Source organism: Kerstersia gyiorum (assembly GCF_004216755.1).
In the GTDB taxonomy this organism is placed as follows: Bacteria; Pseudomonadota; Gammaproteobacteria; order Burkholderiales; family Burkholderiaceae_B; genus Kerstersia; species Kerstersia gyiorum.
The window spans coordinates 112909-137533 of sequence record NZ_SGWZ01000003.1 but is presented as its reverse complement, the minus strand read 5'-3'; the positions used below and the strand labels follow the sequence as shown (position 1 = coordinate 137533).

General features: G+C 56.3%; 16 protein-coding genes, 1 tRNA gene and 2 pseudogenes. 11 read left to right on the top strand and 8 right to left on the bottom strand.

Translation table 11 applies throughout. The annotated features are described in order from the left end of the window. Positions 1-20 precede the first annotated feature (20 nt). A pseudogene (locus EV679_RS10485) lies at positions 21-1016 on the bottom strand (IS3 family transposase); the annotation flags it as partial. A 293-nt stretch (positions 1017-1309) separates the two neighbouring features. On the opposite strand from EV679_RS10485, the gene EV679_RS10480 reads away from it, so the two are divergent. Next, positions 1310-2191: a colicin-like pore-forming protein gene (locus EV679_RS10480; RefSeq protein WP_165390027.1), complete on the top strand. Its 882-nt coding sequence runs from the start codon at positions 1310-1312 to the stop codon at positions 2189-2191. A gap of 582 nt (positions 2192-2773) precedes the next feature. Here EV679_RS10480 and EV679_RS10475 read toward each other — a convergent pair. Both EV679_RS10475 and EV679_RS10470 read right to left on the bottom strand, forming a co-directional pair. Then, the gene (locus tag EV679_RS10475; protein WP_242611464.1) at positions 2774-3298 is read right to left on the bottom strand and encodes a GNAT family N-acetyltransferase; all 525 of its coding nucleotides are present in this window, start codon (positions 3296-3298) and stop codon (positions 2774-2776) included. Beyond that, complete coding sequence (locus tag EV679_RS10470; protein ID WP_130487159.1) at positions 3286-3564, bottom strand: type II toxin-antitoxin system TacA family antitoxin; 279 nt, start codon at positions 3562-3564, stop codon at positions 3286-3288. Before EV679_RS10470 ends, EV679_RS10475 begins: the two co-directional genes overlap by 13 nt. 1266 nt (positions 3565-4830) lie before the next feature. Between EV679_RS10470 and EV679_RS10465 the strand changes: the two genes are divergently transcribed. The 9 genes and pseudogenes from EV679_RS10465 to EV679_RS10430 all read left to right on the top strand — a co-directional run bounded on the left by EV679_RS10465 (position 4831) and on the right by EV679_RS10430 (position 18655). Continuing rightward, positions 4831-5589, top strand: coding sequence for a type IV toxin-antitoxin system AbiEi family antitoxin domain-containing protein (locus EV679_RS10465; RefSeq protein WP_130487158.1), 759 nt, complete (start codon positions 4831-4833; stop codon positions 5587-5589). Then, positions 5582-6505: pseudogene (locus tag EV679_RS10460) on the top strand (nucleotidyl transferase AbiEii/AbiGii toxin family protein). The gene EV679_RS10465 and the pseudogene EV679_RS10460 overlap by 8 nt, the downstream one beginning before the upstream one ends. Before the next feature lie 237 nt (positions 6506-6742). Beyond that, positions 6743-7561 carry a vWA domain-containing protein gene (locus tag EV679_RS10455; protein ID WP_242611463.1) on the top strand — a complete coding sequence of 273 codons (819 nt, stop codon included), beginning with the start codon at positions 6743-6745 and terminating at the stop codon, positions 7559-7561. Then, positions 7558-8262, top strand: coding sequence for a PP2C family serine/threonine-protein phosphatase (locus EV679_RS10450; RefSeq protein WP_130487157.1), 705 nt, complete (start codon positions 7558-7560; stop codon positions 8260-8262). The genes EV679_RS10455 and EV679_RS10450 overlap by 4 nt, the downstream gene beginning before the upstream one ends. Then, entirely contained in the window at positions 8259-9686 is a 1428-nt protein-coding gene (locus EV679_RS10445; RefSeq protein ID WP_130487156.1) for a protein kinase domain-containing protein, read from the top strand. The genes EV679_RS10450 and EV679_RS10445 overlap by 4 nt, the downstream gene beginning before the upstream one ends. Positions 9687-9693: 7 nt before the next feature. Continuing rightward, positions 9694-13008, top strand: coding sequence for a DEAD/DEAH box helicase (locus EV679_RS10440; protein WP_130487155.1), 3315 nt, complete (start codon positions 9694-9696; stop codon positions 13006-13008). Continuing rightward, on the top strand, positions 12998-14461 hold the full coding sequence (locus EV679_RS17635) for a hypothetical protein (RefSeq protein ID WP_165390026.1): 1464 nt from the start codon (positions 12998-13000) through the stop codon (positions 14459-14461). Before EV679_RS10440 ends, EV679_RS17635 begins: the two co-directional genes overlap by 11 nt. Further along, a complete protein-coding gene (locus EV679_RS10435; RefSeq protein ID WP_165390025.1) occupies positions 14346-16835 on the top strand; it encodes an AAA family ATPase in 2490 nt (829 codons plus the stop codon). Before EV679_RS17635 ends, EV679_RS10435 begins: the two co-directional genes overlap by 116 nt. Next, positions 16832-18655 (top strand): DUF2357 domain-containing protein, encoded by a 1824-nt coding sequence (locus EV679_RS10430; protein WP_130487153.1) that lies wholly within the window; start codon positions 16832-16834, stop codon positions 18653-18655. Before EV679_RS10435 ends, EV679_RS10430 begins: the two co-directional genes overlap by 4 nt. A gap of 170 nt (positions 18656-18825) precedes the next feature. On the opposite strand, the gene EV679_RS10425 is transcribed toward EV679_RS10430, so the two are convergent. Continuing rightward, positions 18826-18901, bottom strand: a tRNA-Gly gene (locus EV679_RS10425). Between the two features lie 117 nt (positions 18902-19018). On the opposite strand from EV679_RS10425, the gene murB reads away from it, so the two are divergent. Beyond that, a complete protein-coding gene (murB, locus tag EV679_RS10420; protein WP_415777616.1) occupies positions 19019-20107 on the top strand; it encodes a UDP-N-acetylmuramate dehydrogenase in 1089 nt (362 codons plus the stop codon). 277 nt (positions 20108-20384) lie between these two features. Here murB and dapB read toward each other — a convergent pair whose 3' ends face one another. The 4 genes from dapB to EV679_RS10400 form a co-directional block, all read right to left on the bottom strand. Beyond that, the gene (gene dapB, locus EV679_RS10415; protein WP_130487152.1) at positions 20385-21176 is read right to left on the bottom strand and encodes a 4-hydroxy-tetrahydrodipicolinate reductase; all 792 of its coding nucleotides are present in this window, start codon (positions 21174-21176) and stop codon (positions 20385-20387) included. Between the two features lie 55 nt (positions 21177-21231). Then, a complete protein-coding gene (locus tag EV679_RS10410) occupies positions 21232-21813 on the bottom strand; it encodes an outer membrane protein assembly factor BamE (RefSeq protein WP_130487151.1) in 582 nt (193 codons plus the stop codon). Positions 21814-21891: 78 nt separating this feature from the next. Then, the gene (gene recN / locus EV679_RS10405; RefSeq protein ID WP_130487150.1) at positions 21892-23553 is read right to left on the bottom strand and encodes a DNA repair protein RecN; all 1662 of its coding nucleotides are present in this window, start codon (positions 23551-23553) and stop codon (positions 21892-21894) included. Positions 23554-23559: 6 nt separating this feature from the next. Then, positions 23560-24459 (bottom strand): NAD kinase, encoded by a 900-nt coding sequence (locus EV679_RS10400; protein ID WP_068374037.1) that lies wholly within the window; start codon positions 24457-24459, stop codon positions 23560-23562. Positions 24460-24625 lie beyond the last annotated feature (166 nt).

Below are 24625 nucleotides of genomic sequence, written 5' to 3'. Positions count from 1 at the left end.
CCGTAAATCCGGACACCAGATCACCCTTGGGTTAATGATTCCTGGTGCTGTATGAACTCCTTGGCGGATCGGTATTTCAGCGCGTTATGGGGGGCTGCTCGTTGTAATGCTCGAAGGCAATGGCCAGATTCTGCAGTGCCGTAGGCACGTCAGGTTTGGGCATGAAGGCGACGTAATCACGCTTGATTGTCTTCACGAAGCTCTCAGCCATGCCATTGCTCTGGGGACTGCGTACTGGCGTGGTGACAGGTTTCAGGCCGATCTGCTGGACGAAGGCCCGTGTTTTGCCAGCGATGTAGGCCGACCCGTTATCGGTCAGCCACTCGATCTCCGAAGAAGGGGCATGGTCGGCGCCGCCGAACCGGTGTTCTAGCGCGGCCAGCATCACATCGCGTGCCACTTCGGCGCTGTGACCGGCAGTGATTGCCGCCCAGCTCATCGCCTCGCGGTCGTAGCAATCCAGAGCAAAGGCCACCCGCAAGGAGCTGCCATCATCACAGCGGAACTCGAACGCGTCAGAGCACCAGCGCTGGTTGCTGCTCAGGACAGCCACATGATCATCGTGCCGGCGTTTGAGGCTGCCTGCGGCGCGATAACAGCAAGCTGTGGTCTCGCATCACCCGGTAGACCCGTTTAGCGTTGACCGGCGCTGCATCATCCAGTGCACGGCTCCGACGCACCAGCGCTCAGACTCGGCGATAGCCGTAGCAGGGAAGCTGACCGATATGCCGCTGGATTTCCTCAACCAGTCCACTGTCCCGGGGCGTGCGGACCTTGCGGCCATCACGCCAATCCTGCGACCTCGCCAAACGTACTGCCATATTCGAGCGCGCAATCCACTTTTTTAAGCGGCCATACTCCATCGCTTCGCGCAGATTTTCGTTCTCCATGGTCTTTTTGCCCAGCATCCGTTGATGCTCCCGGATCTGCTTGAGTGCATCGGCCAGTTCCGAGGCTGCCACCACCTGCTCACCAGGATCCATAGCCAACAAGTTATTACTCATCCGCATAATTCTTACGAAAATGAGAATGATTGTTATATGATATTATAGTAATTTATCGGAGTTGAGCTGTTCGCAAGGAGCAGGAATGCAGGGTATTAGATGGCTACCTCCACGTACGGATATGCTGGAGCATTTGATGGTACGTTGTGCCAACATCAAAAATGTACACCTGTTTCTGACCGCTTTGTTAGCAAGGCTGTATTTGAATTATTTTATCTTGTCACGGAAACGAGGATGCTATTAACGATAAAGATTGATTCGGAATGTATGATAATAAATCGACCATTAAGATGATTTTTAGAAATATGAGCAACGACAAATACGACTATAGGTTAATAAAATATTGGGAAAACGGACGCCCCTTTTCCGATCGTGGTGTCCACTTAATGCCGACGCAGGAAATTGTCGCGGAACAGATGCCGGGCGATGATATCCTGAATCTCATTGCAAATAATATTTGTGCTGTTTGCGGAGAAATAAATTGTCCACACTGGAAGAAGGAAAAGTCGTACCAGGATGTAGTTGGTGCCTACCGAGATGGGGCTTTTGATAAATTGCGTCGTATATTTAAAATAAAATATGCTGCCTTGCACATGTACGACGCAAAAAAAAATGAAGAACTGGAAAAAATAAATGCAGATAAAGAAGAAATTAAAGAGTCAGTGAAGTTTGCTGCAGATTTCCATAAGGAAACATTCGAAAAATATGGAGAAAAAGCTGAGCACTTGTCAAAATCGTTGGCGGACAAGACTCAAGGTAAGAATGTACGAAATGTCGATGATGCCCTGAAGGCTTACGAAAAATATAGAAAAGATATTAACAAAAAAATCAATAGGAAAGACCGCGACGCCATTGCAACGGCATTGGAATCTATTGAGGCCGGTGATATCGCAAATAATTTTAAAAAATTCAGTAAGGGTCTTGGTTATACTAGCGGGGCTATTGATTTTGTCGATTGGCTAAGTGAGTTGGCGAATGCTGTAAAAACCGATAACTGGCGACCATTCTTCATTAAAACCGGATCTATTGCCGCTGGTTTGGGTGCGACAACGGTTGCTGGGCTGGCATTCAGTGTGCTACTGGGTACTCCTGTTGGGATTTTAGGCTATTCGTTGATCATGGCAAGTCTTGGTGCTCTCATTGATGATGAATGGATAGAAGAAGCCATTGGTCTCGTCGGAATCTAAGATGCCTTGCCCTGACTGAATGCTTTCTTGATAAGAAAAGCTAAGGTAAATATGATAAGAATGGGGGCGGTTAGGATAAATATGGTCCCCCAATACGCACCCAACAACCCAGATATTCTTGCTGAGCGACTGAATGATGCATTAGACCAGAATTCCTTTTTTGTAATGCTTAATGTAACTCGCTCAACTATCCATTTTGCAACTGGGTAAAAAATTATTCCAAAAATAGCAATGGCAAAAACAATCTTTTTGTATGCAAAATCACTGTTCCAGAATGGATATGTTATCGCGGCCCCCCCGAGCCATCCAAAAATCATATGTGTAATGTAATATTTTTTAGTGACAAGGTATTCTTGTCTTATGCAATTATTCATGATTTTGTGCGTTGCGCGCTCAGTCTTAGGGATGGGTTGATGATTTATTTTTCAATTTCCTCAAAATTGCCAGAGGAATTGAATTGACCATAAGCTGAAGTGAGTTTACATGTACTATTATTTCATGGCCCTCAATCGAGAGAAACTATATTCAGCGATCCGGTGCTTCGCAAGTGCTGTGTCGATTTGGTTGAATAGGGTGCATACTTCAAGGCTTGGTCAGCAGCAATTTGCGTGCATCCTTGAGCAGAAGCAGCAGTTGTTGTTCCCGCACAGGAGAGGCTTCGAAGCCGAAGCGTAGGTAGAACTGTTCAGCCTCTGCGTCGATAGGATGCGTTAACAAGGCCCGCACGCCAGCCTGTTCGGAAATCGCCACGGTGCGACGGATCGCGTCTTGCAGCAGACCAATGCCCAGACCCTGTCCATGCAATTGCCGGGCGACTGCCAGCCGCGCCAGAATGACCACGGGGATGGGGTAGCTGCCCATGCCACGGCGCACTCGTTCGGGCGCTTCCAGCGTGTCGATTTGACCCACGGTGAGGCTGTAGTAGCCAACGACACGCGGATCCTGGTTGGGCGCGACCACATACGTCTTGGCGGAGCCGCTGGCTTGTGCTTGGCGAGCATGACGAATTAACCATTCGTTCATGCTGTCCTTGCCGCAATCGAACTCGTCGAGGATATGGCTGGCATCCAGCGCCTGCGGCGCTGTCAGATGTATTAGCGATCCCACGGCGCGGGGCGGGAGAACAGGTTTCGAAGACCTTCATTGACCTGCGCGGGGCGGTCGAGCAGATCCAGCAGGGCTTGCGATTGGCTGCCCGACACCAGGAACAGGCGCTGATCCAGCAGGGTCTGCTCGGCAGCCTGGTAAGCGCTCTCGAGAATGAAGTCGGTCAATGACTTGTGGCTGGCTTCGGCGGCGCGCCGCAGCACGGCTTCTTGCTGCGGAAGTACCCGGAAACCGATACGCCCGGAACGCATGGTGGTAGTGGTCATGGGAACCTCCGATGTATGATGAAATTGCTATTTGTTGGCTATGTTAGCACAACTGACTAACAACTGGTGCATTAATTGCCGACGCTCTGGATGGGCCGAAGGGAGGGAAGGGCGCATGGCGAATCTACGTATGTCCACCGCTCACCGCGCAAAAGCAGCCCAGCGAGGCTGAATTCCTTGTAGAGCTCATCCGTCTGTGAGTCCCTACAAAAGGAGCCGGACTTTGGCAAGCTGACGTTCCAATCGCAGTGGAGCATATTTGTGTTCCATCGAGCTATTAATTTTTTGAGGTATCCCTTCAATCCTCTCCGTATTACGGGTTGAAGTTCTTCCGAAACAATATAATCTCCTGATTCATGCGCATAAAACCAGCGTGTGCGAGAAATGTTGCGGGATGAAAATGCACACTCACGCAAAATATGTAGAATTATTTGTGCGTGCTCATCGTTGCATTCAATGTGACAACGGCCCACCCTATAAGGCTGGCGTATCAATACTATCTGCTCACCATTGGATCGTTGTTTCACTGCCCAGTACTCAGGGTAACGCTCAACGGGCATTCCGAAGTCGACCGACTTCCAATTTTGTTTTGTATGGTGTGTCAGGACGGGGATGTCTTCCATATTTAGCCATTGCCCATCTGGATGAAGAACTTCGATATCAGTATGTGGGATACCGATAGGCTCCGCTGGACGATTCGTAGACCGAAAACGCTTTCGAATCAATCGACTTTAGATGAACCGAGAATCACGCAGACGCAAAAGGCTCAGACCGAAGTCTGGGCCTTTTTAGAATCTGGAGCGGGAAACAGGCTCCAGGATGAAGCCATAACTCATTGATTGAAAACAAATTAAATTCATCCAGAATGACTGGATGGATTGGATTGTGGACTAGCTAGTTTACAGCGTCAACGTCGGCTGTCCGCCTGCATCCAGTGGCCTCCGCTGGCATCCATGATGAATCCCGCCAAGCCGCATCGGTCGTCATTGCTGAGGCAGATCTCTTGCATGAGGTTGCCCGATGATTCATCGTTGACCCAAGCATGGACGATGATCTTTGGCCTTCAAGTCTTACCGGAAGAACAGCCGGAACCGTCGTCCAATCTTGGCCTGTCGTCAGTGGAGCGGTGGGCCTATCTTGGCTGCGTTTTTCATCCTGGCCGGTTACGATTGGATTTAAGCGTGAAATTCCACTATGGGGTGAATTTTAGAGAAAAATCTATCAATTTTAGTGGTTAATGATTAGATTTTGACGTATATTTCTTGCATGAGTGAACATTCGAGACACCAGATAATCAAGCGCCTGCAGGCGGAGCTTCCTCGGGGGGCACCGTTCGATCTCGCCGTGCTTGAAACCTTCGGCGTGTCGCCCAAACTGGCCGCCCGCTACGCCAAGAGCGGCTGGCTGGTGCGCCTGGGACACGGCGTCTATGCTTATCCTAACGACAACTTTGACGCCAGCGGTGCGCTGCGGCTTCTGCAAGAGCGGGTCGCCGGGCTGCACATCGGCGGCAAAAGCGCCCTGGCGCTGCAAGGGGTTCGGCACAACCTGGCCCCCAGGGAAACCTTGGTGCTCTGGGGCGAGGCCCGCTTTGCGTTGCCTGCCTGGTTCACCACACGGTTTCCTGCGCGTTACGTCAATGCAAGGCTGTTCGATTGGCCCAACGATGACCTCGCCAGCAAAACCCTGCACACACCACCCGGACAGCCTGCTGGACTGCGGGTGGCAGTGCCTGAACGCGCAGTGCTGGAGTTGCTCTACGACACCGGCACACGGGAAAGCCTCGAAGAATCCCGCAACCTGTTCGATGGCCTGCGCTCACCGCGCAAGGATGTGCTCGGACGGTTGCTGGCCTGTTGCACCAGCGTCAAGGCCGTGCGCCTATTTCTTACCTGGGCGCGGGAAACCGGCGTTATTGACGTGGATGAGCTACTGGCGCAATACCCGGTACGCTCCGGCAGTGCCAGCCGCTGGATGAGCCGGCTGGATGACGGAACCCTGTTGAGCCTGAACCCTCATGGATAAACACTACGCCGACACCGTCCGCCTGTTGCTGAACATCGCGCCCGACGTGTTCGATAACGACATCTTCGCCATGAAGGGTGGCACTGCCATCAATTTGTTCCTGCGAGATATGCCCCGCCTATCGGTGGATATAGATGTGGTGTACCGCCCCTGGCAGACTCCACGTGATCAGGCACTAGAGGATATCAACCAGGAACTGGCAGCCATCGCGCAGCGTGTCGAACGCCTTGGCGTACAGACAAGGCTGATCCGCAGCAAAGACCTTGGCGACACCAAGCTGATCGTCGAGAACGAAACCAGCCAAGTCAAGGTCGAGGTCAATGTGGTGTTCCGTGGCACGGTGCTGCCCATTGAGCACAGGCAGTTGAATGCCCGCACCGGCGATTTGTTCGGGGTCGAATTTGCGGTGCCGGTGCTCGCCCCGGACGAACTCTACGCAGGCAAACTGGTTGCTGCCCTGGATCGCCAGCATCCGCGAGACCTGTTCGATGTCTGGCAGTTGCTCCAGACCGGAGGTCTGACCGATGCCATGGTCGAATGCTTCGTGATCTATCTGGCAGGGCACAACCGGCCCACCCATGAAGTGCTGTTCGGCAACGACAAGGACATCGTGGTCGAATATGAACGCGCTTTCGTGGGCATGACTGAAGTGGACTGCCCACTTGAGGCTCTGCTAGAAACCCGCACTCAATTACGCTAGGAACTGCCGCAGCGGCTGAGCGCCGCCCACCGGCAGTTCCTGAGCGGACTGGCTCGCGCCGAACCCGACTGGTCGCTGTTGCAATGCCCGCACGCCGACCAGTTGCCCGCGTTGCGCTGGAAGCTCGCCAACCTGGCAACCTTCCAGAAACGCCGTCCACGAGACTTTGCCGCGCAGGCTGATGCGCTTGATGTTGGGCTGGTTTCTGGGCGATGAGCAGAGCCCACCACAGCTCTGAATCCGAAAGCCAGAAATGACAGACTGGCTCAGAATACCAGGACTCACCACAGTTCTCGTTATCAACGGATCGCAGGCACATCAGATCCGAATGAAATGTATTTAATGGTAAAGTAGTTTTTAATCATTGATGAATTGGTTGCTCAAGCATCAGTCAAAAAACTGGCTACGGTTTGTGCTTGATGATAAGAAATTTTATGAGTTGGAGGCTGAGATATGGGGTTTGCCAAATACCAGGAAGACATCGTGAGCCGGTACGTCGGCGATCTCGCGATGCGTTCCGCTACGTCACCAATTTCGCCGCCTAAAGCCCCAACCCAGAACACAAAAAATCAACCTGATCAAAGGACAAAGAAGATGAGCAGTCTCAAAAAATTCGCTGTCGCCACGCCCCGGCCTCTCCCCGTGATCGTCTTGGCTGACACAAGTGGCAGCATGGGGGAGAACGGCAAGATCGAAGCGCTAAATGCTGCGATGAAGGACATGGTCTCGACTTTCGCCAAGGAAAGTCGTTTGCGCGCCGAGATCCAGGTGGGCCTGATCACCTTTGGTGGCAAGGCGCAGTTGCACTTGCCATTGGTTGCGGCACATGGGGTCGCAGGGTTCTCGGAATTTAAGGCTGACGGTGTCACGCCGATGGGTGCGGCATTTGATCTCGCGCGTCAGTTGCTGGAGGACAAGGATCGCATCCCCTCCCGAGCCTATCGCCCCGTTTTGATTCTGTTGTCTGATGGACAACCGACCGACGACTGGGAGGGTCCTTTCAAGGCTCTTCGCGACTCCGAACGGGCACAAAAAGCGACCCGTCTTGCAATGGCGATTGGGCCGGATGCCGATGAAGCAATGCTGAAGGATTTTGCGAACGACGCAGAGGCTCCTATTTTCAAGGCCCACAACGCCCGAGACATCCACCGTTTCTTCCGTGCAGTGACCATGAGTGTGACCACTCGCACGGCAAGCCAAAATCCAGACGTCTCAACCGCATTCGTTGTCCCGCCCCCGGATGATGACGCGCTGGACCTCGACTTCCAATGAGGTTTATTGCCTGCGGCGCGAGCGTCATCGGCCCCCGACACCTGGATCTGGGCGAGCCAAATCAGGACGCGATGGTTCTGGCGGGTTGCCGTGGTGGCTGGATTGCGGCTGCAGCAGACGGTTTGGGATCGCGAGCACGTAGTGATCTGGGGGCACGTAGTGCCTGCCAAGTTACCCGGCGGATCTTGCGCGCCACATCGAGCAGTTTCGATCTGCCGGCAACTCTGCCCTTGATTCATCAGCAATGGCTTAAAGCGATTGGTCCGACAATTCCTCGGGACGCCGCGACCACGCTGCTGTTCGGCCGCGTGACAGATCAAGGCGAGGTCCATGCAGCCCAATTGGGTGATGGTCTTCTGTTGGTGAAATGCGCGGGCGAGTTCCGTCGCGTCACGCCAGAGCGCACAGCATATGGCAATCAGACTTGGGCACTTGAGTCCACACACCTGCAGGACAAATGGAGCTATACGAAAGGCCGATTCACCGAGCCGGGTGATGGCGTGGTCCTGATGACAGATGGCGTGGCCGATGACCTCGAACCTGCCCATCTTGCCGACTTCTTTGATGCGCTTTATCAAGACGTGAGCACTCGGAATCGGCGCAGAGGCAGGCGCTGGTTGCAGTCTGAACTGAATGACTGGGCCACACCCTTACACAGCGACGACAAAACACTCGTGGCCATTTTTAGGACGTCTGAATGAGCACAGCAACACCAGAAGCGCCAAAGAAAAACAGGACGGTGCTGGACCAACATGGTCAGTCCTATGAGCTGACGGGGCGTATCGGAGAAGGCGGTCAAGGGATCGTTTGCACGACCAACTACCCCAACGTTCTCGTAAAAGTCGCGCGTGCAACCACAGAAGAAAAGCGAGTCAGTTGGACGAGCAAGATTCGCGCACTTATGCGTCAGCCACTTGAGGGCCTTCCAATCGCTCATCCACAAGCTCTTATTACGCAGCCGCAGCCCGGTTACGTCATGGAACTGATGGATGGACTGGCCCCAATGACTGAACTGATGCAGGTGGCGACGGACGCCTTGATGTCAGATGAAGGCCTATCCGGTTATGTGAAGACAGGCGGTCTGTTGCGCCGGTTGAAGATGCTCGCGCGACTGGCTCGGGTGCTGGCGGATCTGCATGGTCGAGGACTCGCCTATGGCGATCTTTCTCCTGCAAATGTCTTCGTATCGCAGTCACTAGAGTACGCCGAAGTCTGGTTAATCGACGCCGACAACGTTGCGAGTCAGTCGCGTGACGGTCAGCAAGGTGTATTCACCCCTGATTACGGGGCTCCAGAGATTCTGAGGGGAGAGTCCGGCATCAATACACTGACCGACAGCTGGAGTTTTGCGGTCATGGCGTATCGCATCCTCACTCTGGTTCACCCCCTCAAGGGGGACGTTGTGCTTGAAGGTGAACCCGAGCGTGAAGAGGCGGCACTCCGAGGCGAACTCCCTTGGGTAGATCACCCAGTTGATCGCAGCAACGCCTTGTCGATAGGTCTTCCCCGCGAAATCACGCTCAATGCGCCACTGCGTGCGCTGTTTGAACGATGCTTCAATGCCGGGCTGAACAATCCGGGTGAGCGGCCATGTCTGAATGAGTGGGCAGATGCCTTCGAGGCTGCCACAGGCCATTGCGATCAATGCGAGTCTTGCGGCAGCACGTTTTTCTACACCTCGAAGCACATCTGTCCATTTTGCGATCACGCCCAGGACACGAATCGCACGATCCTCTTGCAGGAATATCGCTATATGCCTCCGGATCTGCTCCGGGAGGGCTTGCCGGAAGATGTTCCAGAGTCGTTGATTCGAAAAGAGTGCTGGACTCGCACAGGCAAGGCGATGGTTTTGAGTATGAGCCCTACCGTGTTAAAGACTTTGCCTTTGGGGACGTCCCTGTACGCGGATGCCCGTCCGCTATGCACTGTCGAACTTGCTAAGGATGGGTTGTGGATAGAGCCATCAGTCGGTACGCAAGTTTCCTTGCAGAGAGCATCTGATGACAAAGTCGTCGCTGTTGTGCGTCGTCAGCGGCTCAAGTCAGACAGTCGTTCAGGAGTATCTTTTTGGCTCCACCTAGGCGCGGTAGAAGAAGAGCACGTCGTTTGGCGTTTCAACTGGTGAGGCAACGATGAAACTCTGCGACTTTCCTCTTCTGTCGGGTGAACTTGCCCAGTTCACATGTGACGACCTGGGAGCCGATTGGCAAATCGGTGAGGCCGTGTCAGTACAGGCACACGGTAATGACTATCTTCTCCGACAGGGCAACTCCGTTTGCGTCGGCAAAGCAGAAGGACGCCAAGATCGAACTGCGCTTCAGGTCCAACGAGGCCTGACGTTGTGGGTGTTAAGACATCGGCATGGCGAGGTCCTCCACCTTCAATCGCTGGATTTGGTCGAGCAGATCCAGCTGGATATGGCGATTTCTGTTGATGAGTCCATTGCGGAGCAATTGGCCAGCAGGGGTGAGATTTCTGCTTCAGACGTACCCACTGCAGTTGGTTGGTTGAATGAGCAATTCATCTCAGCTGAAAAAGCACCGACCGCAGAAATGGATCGTGTTTTTCTTGGCCGCTTCGACAACGCTTCCGATGAGAGTTTCGTTCTGTTTGGTGCAGGCTGGCGCGGCAACGTCAAACGAGATGCTGGCGTGCTGAAACTGATGAGCGTCACTCGTCTCAAGGGGGCTACAGCACGTGTAGCGATGGCCGTTGGCAAGATCTCTTTCCAAGATGCCAGTGTCGCCGCGCGTCTCCAGAGTACAGAGCAACGCGCACTTTTGGATGCCGCGCTGCGCGACAACGGCAGCTACCTACGTTTATGGCAAGAGTATGGTGCGCTCGAATGGGAGCAGGCTCGAGATTGTGCGAGGGAACTGGGTTCTCTTCGCTTCAAGAGTGCGGAGCTCGTCGAAGGTGAACTGTGGGCCTGGTTTCTAAAAGTTGATGCGGATCACCTAAGGGATTTCCGGAAACGATGGAAAGCTTTGGGGCTGGCGAACACGACGCAAGTGGAGCTTGGGGATCGGGAGCTTGATCTTGATTCCGAGGTTGATGACGTGCCGGGCAGAGCTGACCGAGCACGCCGTTGCCCGGTTCGTGGTGTATTGCGGTTCGAGCGGGATGGCGTGGTCTTGGTTCCGAGCCAGGACCGGCGCTCAGAACGCCCCCCCAACCAAGGGTTCATCTACTACTCACTATCGGGTGATGAAGCCGTACAGACCCGTCGTGCACGCGCAAGGCAATCTATCAATGAAGGACGGCGACTGCCGCAACTGAGCTACTTGCTGGAAGGGGTGGCTCCGCCAAGCGCCCGGCGACGTCAGCTCGACGGCTTATCCACCTACGCCAAATCTTGCTTCAAGGGTGTTCCGACCAAGCGGCAGATTGAGGCGCTGGAGAAGGCGATCAATACACCTGATATCGCACTTATCGTTGGCCCACCAGGAACAGGTAAGACTCAGGTCATTGCAGCTTTGCAGCGGCGCCTTGCCGAAACACTCGGGGAAAACTCGCTGCAGCACCAAGTGCTGATTAGCAGTTACCAGCACGATGCGGTCGATAACGCCCTGAATCGTGCAGAAGTCTTTGGCTTGCCTGCCGTTCGAATTGGCGGTCGAGGGCGTCGTGATGAAGGCGGTGTCGACCCCGTTGGTGTTTGGTGTGAACGCAAACGGAAAGAAATCTCTGTGCGACTCGACGCGATTCGGCTGAATGAGCCGCTGACTCAACCATTGGAAGAGCTAGATCGACGTATCACAGCATTGAGACTCGCGAGCATGTCGGCACAGGAACGCCAAACACAGTTCGAGCAAATTGATGTCCTTTTGCGTCAGCTGTTCGATCTAGACGTTCGTCTCCCGGCCCAAATTAAGGACCGATGGGATGAGTTTCTTGCCCAGCAGAAGAGAGTCGAAACCCAGCGTCAGGCCAATGAGCCTGCTGGGCTTGTGCGCTTGCTGAGGGCTCTGCGCACCAGTTCTATCGGGTTCGCCGACGACGGGCCGGACAGAGCTCACCAGCTTGAGCGCACGCTGCGGCGCAGCAACGTCAATCTTCAAGATTCGGAATGGGGCTTGCTCCAGCGACTTTCAACGGTTGCCGATGCCACTGAAGCAGATCTTGCTGAATTGGCTGCGTTTAAGCGGTCCATGCTGGATCGGTTGAGCCCCGATTACAGGCCCCCACAGCTAAAGCAAGCGTTGAGCGGCGAAGCACTTGGTCTCTTGGCCAACATCGAGCACGCAATCGACGCGCCTTTGCGTCAATCTCGCCGTGGCATCTCTGCGGTAGTGGCCTCGTACCACGCGGCACTTTCCCAAGCCCCCAATGAGGCAGCGAGAGCGGTCCGCGAGTACGCCAGCATTGTCGGTGCGACCTGCCAGCAGTCAGCTGGTAAGGCTATGAGTAGTTTGAAAGAGTTGAGCGACCTAGATGCAACAGAAGGAATTGAGTTCGACACGGTTGTCATCGACGAAGCCGCCAGGGCAAACCCTCTAGACCTTTTCGTTCCTATGGCGATGGCGCGGCGTCGCATCATCCTGGTCGGCGACCATCGACAACTACCTCACCTTGTTCAACGAGAGTTGGAAGACGAACTAATTTCGAGACAAAGCCTGACTGAGGCTCAAGCGAAGGCGTATGAGCAGAGTCTTTTTGAGCGGCTGGTGAAGCAGCTTAGGGAGCAAGAGAAAGTCGACAACATCAAGCGCGTCGTGATGCTCGATACGCAGTACAGAATGCATCCGACACTGGGTGACTTCATCAGCAAACAGTTCTATGAATCTGAGGGATTGGACGTCTTGCACTCGGGGCGACCTGCGGAGGATTTCGCTCACACGATTCCTGGCTACCAAGGCAAATGTGCGGCTTGGTTGGATGTGCCTCTGCAGGACGGGAAGGAAAGATTCCTAAAACCCGGTTATGAAAGACGGGCGGAGGCAATTTCTATTGCAAAAGAGGTTAAGCGGATTGCAGATTCATGTGGGCCGTCGCTGAGCATTGGGGTCATCAGTTTCTACCGCGCCCAGTGTGACCTGATACTTGATGCACTGGCTGACGAGGGCTTGGCAGAGGAAGAGGATGGGGAAATCCGAATCGCACGCTCCTACCGGCAGACTGAATCAGGTGATGAGCGACTGCGCGTCGGCACGGTTGACGCGTTTCAAGGCAAAGAGTTTGACCTCGTCTTCCTGTCCGTAGTGCGAGCTAACGACGTGGTGATTCCCGATCAGAAGGAAGGGGAAGAGCGCGAACGATTGCTAAACAGCAAGTATGGACACTTGCGGTTGGCAAATCGCATGAACGTGGCGATGAGTCGCCAGAGGAAGCTCCTCGTCGCCGTCGGTGCCAAACACATGGCCGAAGGGCCCGAGTCCGAGGAAGGGGTCCCGGCTCTGGCTGCATTCCTCAAGCTTTGCAGAGAGGAGATGGCGCATGGCCGCTGACCGCTATCTTCGCTTCGATGTCCGTCGCCCCCCGGGTGGGCGGCCGCTTCTGTGGCCTGTCCGCGTTTGGAAGGTCCTTTATCCAACAAATCGTGTCCTCAAGTTGAACCTGTTCCAGCAGGCGATCCTTGGACTGGCAAGGGCCAGATGCCAGGACAGTTCGGAAATGGCTGAGTTGCTGGGGCTGGACGGAGAACTGGTGGCCTTCATCATTGCAACTCAACTGATCCCGAACGGCTGGATGAACACCTCGGGATCAGTCACCTCTCAAGGTGAGCGTGTCCTCGAAGAGGCTCAGGATGCCAGCGAGGAAGTCCGCATGGGGTACGCATATCAGGACGCGATTTCGGGGAACTGGCTGCCGCGATTCACTGAAGAACTTCCAGAGATCGAAGCGAAGCGAGTCGATGAACGTGGTTACCCAGTGTTCCTGCGAGACCTCGATTCCGGAAAGGAGGATCGCCCCTTCCGCCTCAATCACTTCCGAGAGGACACATTGGACACAGCGGCCCTCTTTGATGCGTTTCAGCGCTATCGAACGGATCACGACCACGCCAAGCAGCGTGATGACGAGCTTTCGGCACGTGTCCGCATTGAGAGCCTGAGCTTCGTCGAAGATTCGGCGCAGCCGATGTGGTTATGGACATGGATTTTTCCCGACGAGGCTGGGCCACAACCCTGGTTGGTTGCAGATCCATTCGGGTTGCAGCAGGCTGCGTCGTGGTTGCGCAAACCCCTGCAGGAAGTCTTGCCGCGAAACGATGGACTTGGAAGATACATCGCTGACGCGGTAGGCGAGACGAGATCGAACGATTTGTCGGCAGAGGAGTGGCTCCGATCCCTGGAGAATCAGATCGACTTGACACTGCTTGCAGACTACAACTGGTCGCGGAAGGTGCCGATTGTTGAGGGATACCTCGCCAGCGTTCTGAGACGAAGGTCCGTGCTGGCTAGTCAGGAGAGGTCTTGGCAGGAGGATGTGACTAGCCTTCTCATTGAGACTCACAACCTGGCAGAAAGCGTGCTGCAGTGGCTGTTGAAAGCATACCCATCGGACATTCGTAGATTGCCGCACTGGAAAGACCAGAGGGATTGGAAAGATGGGGAAGCGCAATATTACCTCCAGTTCTTCAACCTTCCTTGCCTCACCGATGACGTAATCAAGCGTTTGTCTGAGCAGCGCCTAGATCAGGTGCGCACAGCGGTAAAGCGCGGTACCAGTTCGCTCAAGGCGTTGTTGTTTGCAGGACTTTTAGGGACAGTGGATCAAGCATCACACCCCTTCCTCAAGCTATCCGCCGATGAGCTTCAACTGGCTCGTCTGCTTGATATGGCCGATGCTCGCAACAAAAAGGCCGGGCATTCAGGTGTCGAGAGAATCGATAGAGAAGAAGCTATGGAACACGCTGACTTTGTCATCGAATGGGTTCAAATTTTTAAGGGCTGGTATTGAAATGGCGAAACACAATAAGGGGAAAAAAGCCCCAGTCGCGCAAAACGCAAATACTGCACAAAGTGCGGTCGCATCGGCATGGCAGAAAGCAACTGCTGGAATTGGCTCCCTTGCATCGCTGGTGCAAGGCGATGCTTCCGCTGTGGCACTCCCTGACTTGGAGAAAGATCAGGTCAGCGAGTTGGATAAGGTAGAGCCCGAGAAAAAAATCGAGCTCGAGAGGTTGCTGGCGGGTATCTCTGATGCCGCAAAGAGAGTTCGTGATCTACATGAAGACGCACAGAAGCGCACCGATGACCTGGCTCGCAAGGAGGAGGCATTCTCCCGCCGAAGTGATGAGAACAAGAAGCGAACCGAAGAGATCAACAAACTCGACGAAGAGTTGAAGCAAAGACAAGTTGAGATAAAAAAGTCCGAATCAAGTTTGGCCGATAAGGAGCGTGAACTTGAGAAGCGAGAACTGGATGCGCGTTCCGGTTTTGCCGCCCAAAACGTGGCCGCACTCAGTGATCTCAAGAAAGAAATCGTGGAGCTCGAGTCTAGGAAGACTGAGATTCAACTCGGCATCCTTCAAGCGGAGCAGAAAGCACGTGACGATGAGTCCGCGCGCGCATCCGAAGTGATGGAACGTGAAGCGGAGATTGCAAACAAGGAGAGAGCTCTACAGCAGCAGCAACGGCGACTAGATGCAGAGTGGAAAGAGCTTGAGCGTGAACGGGTACAGATCCGCGAAGATTCACTTCGCGAGGCCAGTCAGGAAATTGCCAGATTGACCGATGCTCGACTACGCGCAGAGGCACGCCTTGAAAAGGTTTACCGCGATTGGACATTGACTGAACAGAAACTAGAGCAATACCGGGAATTCTCAGAGGCATTGGCAGGGAGGTCTGCCCGCGAGATACTTGACGAGTTGGCTGCTCAGAAGCGTCGAGTCACTCAATTGGAAAACCAAATTGCAAACAGTCAGGATGATCAGTTGCAATTTGAGAACGAGGCGCTGCGAAAACTTCGTGATGAGCAAAAGGCTCAACTCGACGAGGTTCATTTTGATTTGGCTGATGCAAAAGCTCAGCTTCATCGCCTCCGCCTCGGCGTGAGTGACAAAGAGAACCTCGAAAGAGAAAAGCGTGCCCTGGAAAAGAACAATCAGATCTTGAGTGCAAGGCTCAATGACTTGGGCAAAACGGTAGATGACCTAACCCAGTCACAGCAATCTGAGAAGCCGTTCCCTCAAATGGCATGGATGGATTCCGCATCCACTGCCGATTGGATCAAGGATCGCAAGGCCAAGGAGTTGAGCCTGCCGGAGCAAAATGTTCCTGATCTGAAAAAATTCTCGGTTGAATTGCAGCACCGGATCGCTCAAGCGGAGGAAGGCGCGATACTGCATTTCCGCCTCGAAGATATTCAGTTGCTTATTGCCGGGTTGGCCATGAGCCAGCTTCACATCTTTCAGGGAATCAGCGGCACGGGTAAAACGAGCCTGGCGAAGGCGTTCGCAAAGGCTGTGGGAGGGCATTGCACTGACATTGCCGTCCAAGCTGGCTGGCGAGACCGTGATGATCTACTAGGCCACTACAACGCATTCGAGAAGCGCTTCTATGAGCGCGACTGCCTGCAAGGTCTCTACCGTGCGCAATCAGCCGCTTACAAGGACCGGTGCAACATCATCTTGCTGGACGAGATGAACCTGTCGCGCCCGGAGCAGTATTTTGCTGAATTCCTCTCGGCGCTCGAAAAGAATGACCCAAGAGATCGACTCATCAGTTTGTCGGAGAGCCAGTTGCCAAACGCACCAGCGCTGCTGGTCGAGGGTCGAAGAATTCGGGTTCCCCACAACGTCTGGTTTGTAGGCACTGCTAACCACGATGAAACGACGAACGAGTTCGCTGACAAAACCTACGACCGTGCTCATGTCATGACGCTTCCCCGCCACGAAGGTGGATTCAAGGTGGAGCCGAAGCCGAAGGTCAGCTTTAGCTATGGATCATTGATTGAACGTTTTGATGCTGCTGTGACACAAAACGCTGATGAGGTTTCAGAGTTGTTGGCGGAGTTGACCACTGGCCCGCTCACAAGCATCTTGCAGGATCGCTTTGACCTGGGTTGGGGCAATCGACTCGAACGCCAAGCCATGCGATTTGTCCCTGTTTACATGGCTGCCGGCGGTCGCAAAGAAGATGCTCTGGATCATTTGCTCGCCAGCAGAGTATTTAGGCGCGGGAAGGTCACTGGTAGATATGATGCGACCATTGATGATCTAGCCGCTATCGAACAAGCGCTGACCACTGTATGGAAGGGGTGGAAATCGGAGCCTCGCCGTTCTATTGCTTTGTTGGCTGAAGACCGTCGCCGCAAGGAGCGTGGGGCATGATATTTTTGGACCGGCTTACGGGTGGCAAACTCAACTGCCTACCCGACGTGCTTCTGCCGGGGCGGTATTGCTTGCTTGAGCCACTCGTGGTCAATGGACACAGCCGCTTGCAGCCCGGTGATCTGCTCTCGGATGACGGATCGGGCGTCATCCGGATTCAAGACACTGAATCAAAAGTACTCGCCATCGATCATTCTGACTGCGATCAGGCGGACTCCGATCTGTCTGCAGAGGCGATTGTTTCCATCGCCGGAAAGATCGCTCACACACATGATGCAAATGTCTCGCCCATGCTACCCGCAGAGATGGCCGCCCAATGCGTGCTCGAAGAGCTCGAGCGAGACTTGGCGGCGGTTCTCGGAGATGGTCATCTGCATGCAATATCTGACCGCCCTCGAAGAGACCTTCGATATGACGAATCAGTTGCGCCAGTGGCGCGAGCCCGACGCCTCGCGCCTTCGGCATTAAGTCACCTGGCATCACACTCAGATTGCTGGCAGCAGCGTACGCTCAGCGGTGTTCAACCGCGCAAGATTCTGGCACGTTTCAGCGAGGACGACTATGCCATCTATGAGAATAGGCTCTACAAGCGGTTACTAGATCGGCTTGATCGACACCTTGCCAGGAGATTGGCTCGCATCCGGGGAGTCAATTCAAGACTGGAGAGTGCTTTGGAGTTTCAAGACTCAGAGCAGACGCATTTTCGACTTCGCCAGGATATTTGTCGCCTTTGGGGGGAGTCATATCTTGATGACAAAACTGGGATGCAGTTGGAGGCAGGAAAGCGTGCCCTCAGCGATTTGGAGTCTCAGTTGCGTGCAATCAGAGGACTGAAGCAACGGGGTCTTTATTCCCTGGTGCCTCCTGCATCTGTGGTTCCTGCCCAAATTCATCGGACGAATATTCTGAATCACGACCCTCACTATCGTCATCTGCCCCCTTTATGGGAGAGGCTGAAAGATGATCGAGAGGAACGGCTGTTACCCCCTGAAGAGCGCTTGGCGCGGCAACTTCAATTGCAAGTGGCTTACGTCAGTTACGTCGGTCTTGTAATCAGACGGGCGCTTGAAAGGTATAGTCCGTGCAAAGTAGATGGGAGTCTTGCGTTCAGTTGGGCTGGTCAGGGCTTCACAGTCGATCATGATGCACATGATTGGGTTATAACTCAGTCAGAGGGATCTACGCTGAGGATCGTGCCTATTGCTTGGTTCGGTGCGTCCATCAGTAGCAGTGAGAGTCTTGGGTCTGGACGTATTGTGTGTTGGCCGGGCGCGCCAAATAGTGTCGCATCGGCGCAGAGCCTTCCTGTTTCGCCGTTGGACCTTTATGTTGTGGAAAAAGTAGGGAAGTTGATTGATGAGTGGATGTTGCGGCAGCTGCTCCAAGGTTATGGCCGAAAACTGGGGCCGTTGCCCACACCGTCTAAAAAGCTGACCGAGACATGGCCGAAACAATTTGAACCTGTTTCTCCGACCTATGTTCGGCTTCTCGCGCCAGTCGATGCTCAGCAAGCAGCCGAACTGAAGGCATCTCTAAGAGATTCGGCTAATTCTCAAGTAGAGGACGCTGTAGGGGTTGCCATTGAACAGGTAGCAGCGCTTGCGCAGCTTTGTGGGCATCCGGCACGATTCGAGCGCGGGCAGCAGCAAGATTTCTACTGCCAGTGCGGAACTTGCCAAATAACCTGGTCGCTCAAGACAATAGGTAATAAACGACGCTTTTCCATGCAACCGAAAGGCGTGTCTGCCATCCCAGAGGAGAAGGGATTTCTTTGGTTTGGAAGGGACTGGTTGGAGTTTGATTTGGATCCTGCGCCGTGATGGACGACGTTTCGAACTCCTTATTACCTTGCCACGCTCTTGCGTATTGATGGACTAAAAAGTCGCGGATACAGGTGGATTTCAGTGGACGTCGCTGGAATGAAAAAAGGGCCTTTCGGCCCTGTTTTCAACGACTTACAGACGTCAGTGGAAGTCTGTAGATCATAAATTGGAGCGGGAGACGAGTCTCGAACTCGCGACCTCAACCTTGGCAAGGTTGCGCTCTACCAACTGAGCTACTCCCGCATGGCTTGTTTGCTATCGTTGCTGGAATCTTCTTTCGAAAGATTTCCCCGAAGGCTTGCCCAGGTAATGCCTGAGCAACAAGCGAAGAACGCAACTATAGCATAAGATTACGGCACTATGTCAAATGCTCCAGCCCCCCTTTTCTCCATGGACCCAGCTGCTTCGGATATGCCTGTGCTTGCTGCCGCTGCGCAGGATTTGCGCGCGTTGAATACCCTGGGCCTGCCGGCCCGGGCCGCTGCGTTTGTGTCGGTGACTGATGCTGCTCAGTTGCCCGCTTTGAGCCGCTTGGTGCGTGAGTACGCGTCGACATTGGTGTTGGGGGGCGGCAGTAATCTGGTGTTGCCGGACGAGGTGGATGGGCTGGTGGTGGCGGCGCGGTTGCCGGGTGTGCGCCGTGTGGGCGAGACGGATACGGCGATACTGGTTGAAGCTGCCGCCGGCGAGAGTTGGCATGGTCTGGTGCAGTGGTGTGTGGCCCAAGGGCTGGGCGGCCTGGAGAATCTGGCTTTGATTCCCGGTACGGTGGGCGCGGCGCCAGTGCAGAATATCGGCGCCTATGGGCTGGAAGTGGCCGAGCGGCTGGTGCAGGTGCATGCCTGGGATATCGTGGCTGCTGAAAGGGTGGTGCTGCCTGCCAGCGAGTGTGGCTTTGCTTACCGTGATAGCCGGTTCAAGCAGGCTGGGCAAGGGCGCTGGTTGATTATGTCGGTGGTGCTGGCTTTGCCCAAGGTCTGGGCGCCGCGTATGGAGTATCCGGATTTGCAGCGCTATGTCGGGTTGCAGGATAAGTCCGCAGCCGGGATTCGCCCGCAGGATGTGTTTGATGCGGTGTGCGCCGTACGCCGTGCCAAGTTGCCGGATCCGGCTGTGCTGGGAAATGCCGGGAGTTTCTTCAAGAATCCTGTCGTCAGCGATGAACAGGCGGATGCCCTGCAGCAGCGTTTCCCGGATATGCCGCGTTATCGGGTGGCGGACGGTCGCAGCAAGCTGGCGGCCGGCTGGTTGATTGACCGTTGTGGCTGGAAGGGACGGGCGTTGGGTCCGGTTGCCATGCATGAGAGGCAAGCATTGGTGATGGTGAATCGTGGCGGTGCGCGTGCGGCAGATGTCTTGCGGCTGGAGGCGGTGGTGCGTGCGGACGTCCAGATGCATTTTGGTGTGGCGCTGGAGCGTGAGCCCATTCTGGCGCCAGGGCGTGATTGACGATCAGGGCCGAGTTATCCTGCTGCCAGTCCAGTCCAGTCCAGTCCAGTCCAGTCCAGTCCAGTCCAGTCCAGTCCGTCTGATTGTGGACTGTCTACAGTCTGCCTGCCGCCGCTTGCTTGCCCCTGATCCGGCGTCTGCTTGTCCCAGGCGCCGCAGGTCGCCTGTTTCCGGGCGGACCGAAGCAGGCATAAAAAAACCACCCCTGCCTGTTGCGGCGGGGTGGTTGTCTTGATGGATGGCGTGTCGGTGGTGACGGCAGGCTTGCCGCCGGTTTTCAAATGGCCAGCACATCCTGCATGTTGAATAGGCCGCGTTCGTGCTGGCCCAGGAAGCGCGCCGCGCGTACGCTGCCTTCGGCGTAGCCTGCGCGGCTGCTGGAGCGGTGGCTGATTTCGATGCGCTCGCCGGTGCCGCAGAAGTAGACGGTGTGGTCGCCGACGATGTCGCCGCCGCGCACGACGGAAAAGCCGATGGTGCCGTCCTGGCGCGGGCCGGTTTCGCCATAGCGGGTCCAGACCGCGACATCCTCCAGTTTCTGGCCGCGGGCTTCGGCAATGACGCGGCCCATGCCGATGGCAGTACCCGAGGGGGCATCCACCTTGTGGCGGTGGTGGGCTTCGAAGATTTCGGTGTCGTAGCCTTCGTTAAGCAGCTTGGCGGCCATTTCCAGCAGGCGCAGCGTGGCGTTGACGCCCACGCTCATGTTGGGCGCGAAGACGACGGCAATTTTTTCGCTGGCGGCATGGATGGCAGCGTGGCCGGCAGCATCGAAGCCGGTGGTGCCGATTACGATTTTGGTGCCGTGGCGCACGCAGGCATCCAGGTGGGCCAGGGTGCCCTCAGGGCGAGTGAAGTCGATTAGGCAGTCGGCCTGGGCCAGCTCTTCGATGTTGTCGCTGATCAGGACGCCCGTACTGATACCCGACGGGGCGCCGGCATCCTGGCCGATGGCGACGGAACCTGGGCGGTCCAGGGCAACGGCCAGGGTCAGGTCCTTGGCGGCGAGAACGGCGTCGATCAGCATGCGGCCCATGCGGCCGCTGGCGCCTGCAATGGCGATGCGCATGTGTATATTCCTTGAAATGGGGGCGTGGCTGCCTTCCGGCAGCCTCGCGCGAACCTTACAGCGGCATGGGGGCCGGGCTGGCGGCGCCTGGCTCGGTGATGGGGGTGGGCTGCAATTCGATATGCAGTGGCACCGGGTCGCCGTCGATATTCAGGTTGTCGGTGATACCTTCCTGTTGCCCGCTTGCCGGGGTGGCGGGAGCAGCAGGCGCGGTTTCCGCGATCTTGTCGACTTCGATCAGGTCGATCTGGCCATCCTGGGCGCCTTTCTGGAATGGCTGCACTTCCGGAACGGCATCGCCTTCCCAGCGCACCAGCCTGTCATTGTCGAACCAGACAGTGAACAGGCGATGCTGCGGCTGGCCGCGGCCGGGCTGGTAGTAGTAGGTGTAATCCCAGCGGTTGGAGTGCAGGATGCTGGTGAGCATCGGGCTGCCCAGGGCGAACTGCACCTGGTCGCGGCTCATGCCGGGTTGCAGCAGGGCGACCTGGCTGGCGGTGATCCAGTTGCCTTGCTGGACGCTGGCGCGGTAGGGGAAGCCCCATTTGCCCGAAGTGCAGCCTGTGGCGCCTATGGCCAGCGCGATGAGAAGGGCGCTGAGTCGGGCGCGAGAAAACGATGCATAAGCTTGAGGCATGCTGCGATCCATGGAATGGGCTCGTGTCGGTTGCGTGATGAAATCTTTCATAAGTGTAGCCGGGGATGGTGCCGCCGGTCAGGCCGGGTCCAGGGTGCCGGAGCGGGAGAGCATTTCTTTCGCGTGCTGGCGCGTGGTTTCGGTCAGGGTAATGCCGCCCAGCATACGGGCGATTTCCTCGATCCGTCCTGGATTGTCGAGTGGGACAATTTCCGAGCGTGTGAGTTCGCCGTCCGAGCTTTTGCTAACCTGGAAGTGGCGTTCGCCGCAGGCAGCGACCTGAGGCAGGTGGGTTACGCACAGAACCTGGTGGCGAGCGCCCAATTTCTGCAGCAACCGGCCGACCACTTCGGCGACGGCGCCGCCGATGCCGGTGTCCACTTCATCGAAGATCAGCGTGGGCACGCGTGCGGCGCGGCTGGCGATTACCGATAGCGCCAGGGAAATGCGCGCCAGTTCGCCGCCGGATGCCACTTTGGCCAGCGGCCTGGCGGCAACGCCGGCATGGCCGGCCACCAGAAAGACGATGTTTTCGTTGCCGTGGGCGCTGGGGCTGGTGTTTTCCAGCTGGATGTCGAAGCGGCCGCCATCCATGGCCAGGGTCTGCATGGCGGCAGTGACACGTCGGGAAAGGTCGAGCGCGGCCTGGCTGCGGCCTTCGGAGAGCCGAGCGGACAGGGCTTCATAGGCCTGGCGGGCGGCGGCTTCTTCCTGTTTCAGGTGTTCCGCATCGCCGGAAACGCGCAGGGATTCGGCTTCCTGCTCCAGCCGTTCCTGCAGTTCTGGCAATGTTTCGGGGTCTGTCTTGAGCTTGCGTGCCAGTTCGAAGACGGCGCTCAGGCGCGATTCCGCGCTCGCCAGGTTTTCCGGGTCCAGGTCCACGCGTTCCAGGTAGTCGCGCAGTTCGGAACTGGCATCGCTGGCAGCGATGCGCGCCGATTCCAGCGTGTCGCGGATGGCGGTGAGGCCGGCATCGTGGCGCAGCAGGTGATTCAGCTTGCCGATGGCGCCGGACAACAGGTGCAGCGCGCCCTGGTCGTCGTCCAGCAGGCCCAGCGCTTGGGCGCTGCCGTCCTGCAGGGCCTGCGCATGCGCCAGCCTGTCGTGTTCTGCCTGCAGGCGTGGCCATTCGCCGGGTTGCAGGTTGACGCCATGAAGCATGTCCAGCTGCCATTGGATTTGCTCGGCACGTTCCTGGCGGGCATCGGCATCGCGCTCCAGCTGTTCGATCTGGCGGGTCAGCGCGTGCCACTGTTTCCAGGCTTGTTCGGTCTGGCGTGCCAGCGGCATGAGTTCGCCGTGGGTATCGAGCAGGTCGCGCTGCGCATCGTTGCGCATGAGGCTCTGGTGCGCATGCTGGCCATGGATGTCGACCAGTTGTTCGCCCAATTCGCGCAACTGCGCCAGTGGCGAGGGAGCGCCGTTGATATAGGCGCGGCTGCGGCCCTGGGCGTCGATAACGCGGCGCAGGACCAGTTCTTCGCCTGCGTCCAGGTCGTGCGCCTGCAGCCAGGCATTCAGTTCCGCCGTCGGTGCGAAGCTGGCATGGATGTCTGCACGGCTGGCACCTTCACGCAGCACGCTGGCGTCGCCGCGTGCGCCCAGGCAGAGGGCCAGGGCGTCGATCAGGATGGACTTGCCGGCGCCGGTCTCCCCGGAAAACACGGTAAAGCCCTGGCCGAAGCTGATTTCAGCTTCGTCGACGATGACGAAATCGCGGATGTGCAGCGAAAGCAGCATGATGGTTCACTCGTCCTGGTCATCCATGCGGGGCATGACATTCCAGTGCAGCTTGTGGCGCAAGGTGGAAAAAAAACTATAGCCCGGCGGATGCAGGAAGCGGATGGTATTGGGGGCTCGCAGCACTTCGATGCGGTCGCCTGGCTGAAGTTCCGACCAGGATTGCATGTCGAAGTGGATGCTGGCACCAGCTTCTACCCGGCTCATGGAGGTCAGGGTGATGCTGAGTACGCCGCTGGGCGGCAGGACGATGGGACGGTTGGACAGTGTCTGGGGTGATACCGGTACCAGCACCATGGCCTCGATGCCCGGATGGACGATGGGACCGCTGGCTGCCAGCGCGTAGGCGGTCGACCCGGTGGGAGTGGCGACGATGATGCCGTCGGCGCGCTGGGTGTTCATGTAGACCCCATCGACTTCCAGCCGCATTTCAATCATGCCGCCGCGCCCGGCGCGGCTCAGGACGACGTCGTTGAGGGCACAGGCCTGGCACAGAATTTCGCCATTGCGCAGTACGCGTCCGGTCAGCATCATGCGGTCTTCGGCGTTGTAGCGTCCGGCCAGCAGGTCGCGCAGCGCGTCATGGGCCTGAGGCAGCGGGATATCGGTGATGAATCCCAGCCTGCCATGGTTGATGCCGGCGACCGGTACGTTGTAGGGCGCCAGTTGGCGGGCGGCGCCCAGCATGGTGCCATCCCCGCCGACGACGATGGCCAGTTCCGCCTGGCGGCCGATTTCATCGTAGGTGGCCAGCGGAAAACGCTTCAGGCCCGTGTAACGGGCCGTCTCCGCCTCGACCAGCACCTGACGGCCGGCATCGGCCAGTAGATCCCCCAGGCTGCCCAGCAGGGCATCCAGGTGGGTATCCTGATAGCGGCCAATCAGCGCGACGGTGGAGAAATGCATGAAATCCTGGCAAGGTTTGTGGTGGCAAAGTACTCCGTCCGAGGGTTGGCGCAGCTGCGCTGCCCTTGGGGGAATCCTTCATCCCCGAATTAAACATGCCTCGCTGGGCCCTGCCGTTGCCGGCAGAGGCTGCGCTCTGGCGCGTGGTCCGGCAAGGCGCGGCAAG

What these genes read in the sequence shown, in the direction of transcription:
- EV679_RS17635 (WP_165390026.1), top strand. Translation starts at nt 12,998, where the DNA reads ATGGCCGCTGACCGCTATCTTCGCTTCGATGTCCGTCGCCCCCCGGGT.
- dapB (WP_130487152.1), bottom strand. Translation starts at nt 21,176, where the DNA reads ATGCGCATCGCCATTGCAGGCGCCAGCGGCCGCATGGGCCGCATGCTG.
- EV679_RS10410 (WP_130487151.1), bottom strand. Translation starts at nt 21,813, where the DNA reads ATGCCTCAAGCTTATGCATCGTTTTCTCGCGCCCGACTCAGCGCCCTT.
- EV679_RS10445 (WP_130487156.1), top strand. Translation starts at nt 8,259, where the DNA reads ATGAGCACAGCAACACCAGAAGCGCCAAAGAAAAACAGGACGGTGCTG.
- EV679_RS10470 (WP_130487159.1), bottom strand. Translation starts at nt 3,564, where the DNA reads ATGACCACTACCACCATGCGTTCCGGGCGTATCGGTTTCCGGGTACTT.
- murB (WP_415777616.1), top strand. Translation starts at nt 19,019, where the DNA reads ATGTCAAATGCTCCAGCCCCCCTTTTCTCCATGGACCCAGCTGCTTCG.
- EV679_RS10440 (WP_130487155.1), top strand. Translation starts at nt 9,694, where the DNA reads ATGAAACTCTGCGACTTTCCTCTTCTGTCGGGTGAACTTGCCCAGTTC.
- recN (WP_130487150.1), bottom strand. Translation starts at nt 23,553, where the DNA reads ATGCTGCTTTCGCTGCACATCCGCGATTTCGTCATCGTCGACGAAGCT.
- EV679_RS10400 (WP_068374037.1), bottom strand. Translation starts at nt 24,459, where the DNA reads ATGCATTTCTCCACCGTCGCGCTGATTGGCCGCTATCAGGATACCCAC.
- EV679_RS10450 (WP_130487157.1), top strand. Translation starts at nt 7,558, where the DNA reads ATGAGGTTTATTGCCTGCGGCGCGAGCGTCATCGGCCCCCGACACCTG.
- EV679_RS10480 (WP_165390027.1), top strand. Translation starts at nt 1,310, where the DNA reads ATGAGCAACGACAAATACGACTATAGGTTAATAAAATATTGGGAAAAC.
- EV679_RS10465 (WP_130487158.1), top strand. Translation starts at nt 4,831, where the DNA reads ATGAGTGAACATTCGAGACACCAGATAATCAAGCGCCTGCAGGCGGAG.
- EV679_RS10430 (WP_130487153.1), top strand. Translation starts at nt 16,832, where the DNA reads ATGATATTTTTGGACCGGCTTACGGGTGGCAAACTCAACTGCCTACCC.
- EV679_RS10435 (WP_165390025.1), top strand. Translation starts at nt 14,346, where the DNA reads ATGCTCGCAACAAAAAGGCCGGGCATTCAGGTGTCGAGAGAATCGATA.
- EV679_RS10455 (WP_242611463.1), top strand. Translation starts at nt 6,743, where the DNA reads ATGGGGTTTGCCAAATACCAGGAAGACATCGTGAGCCGGTACGTCGGC.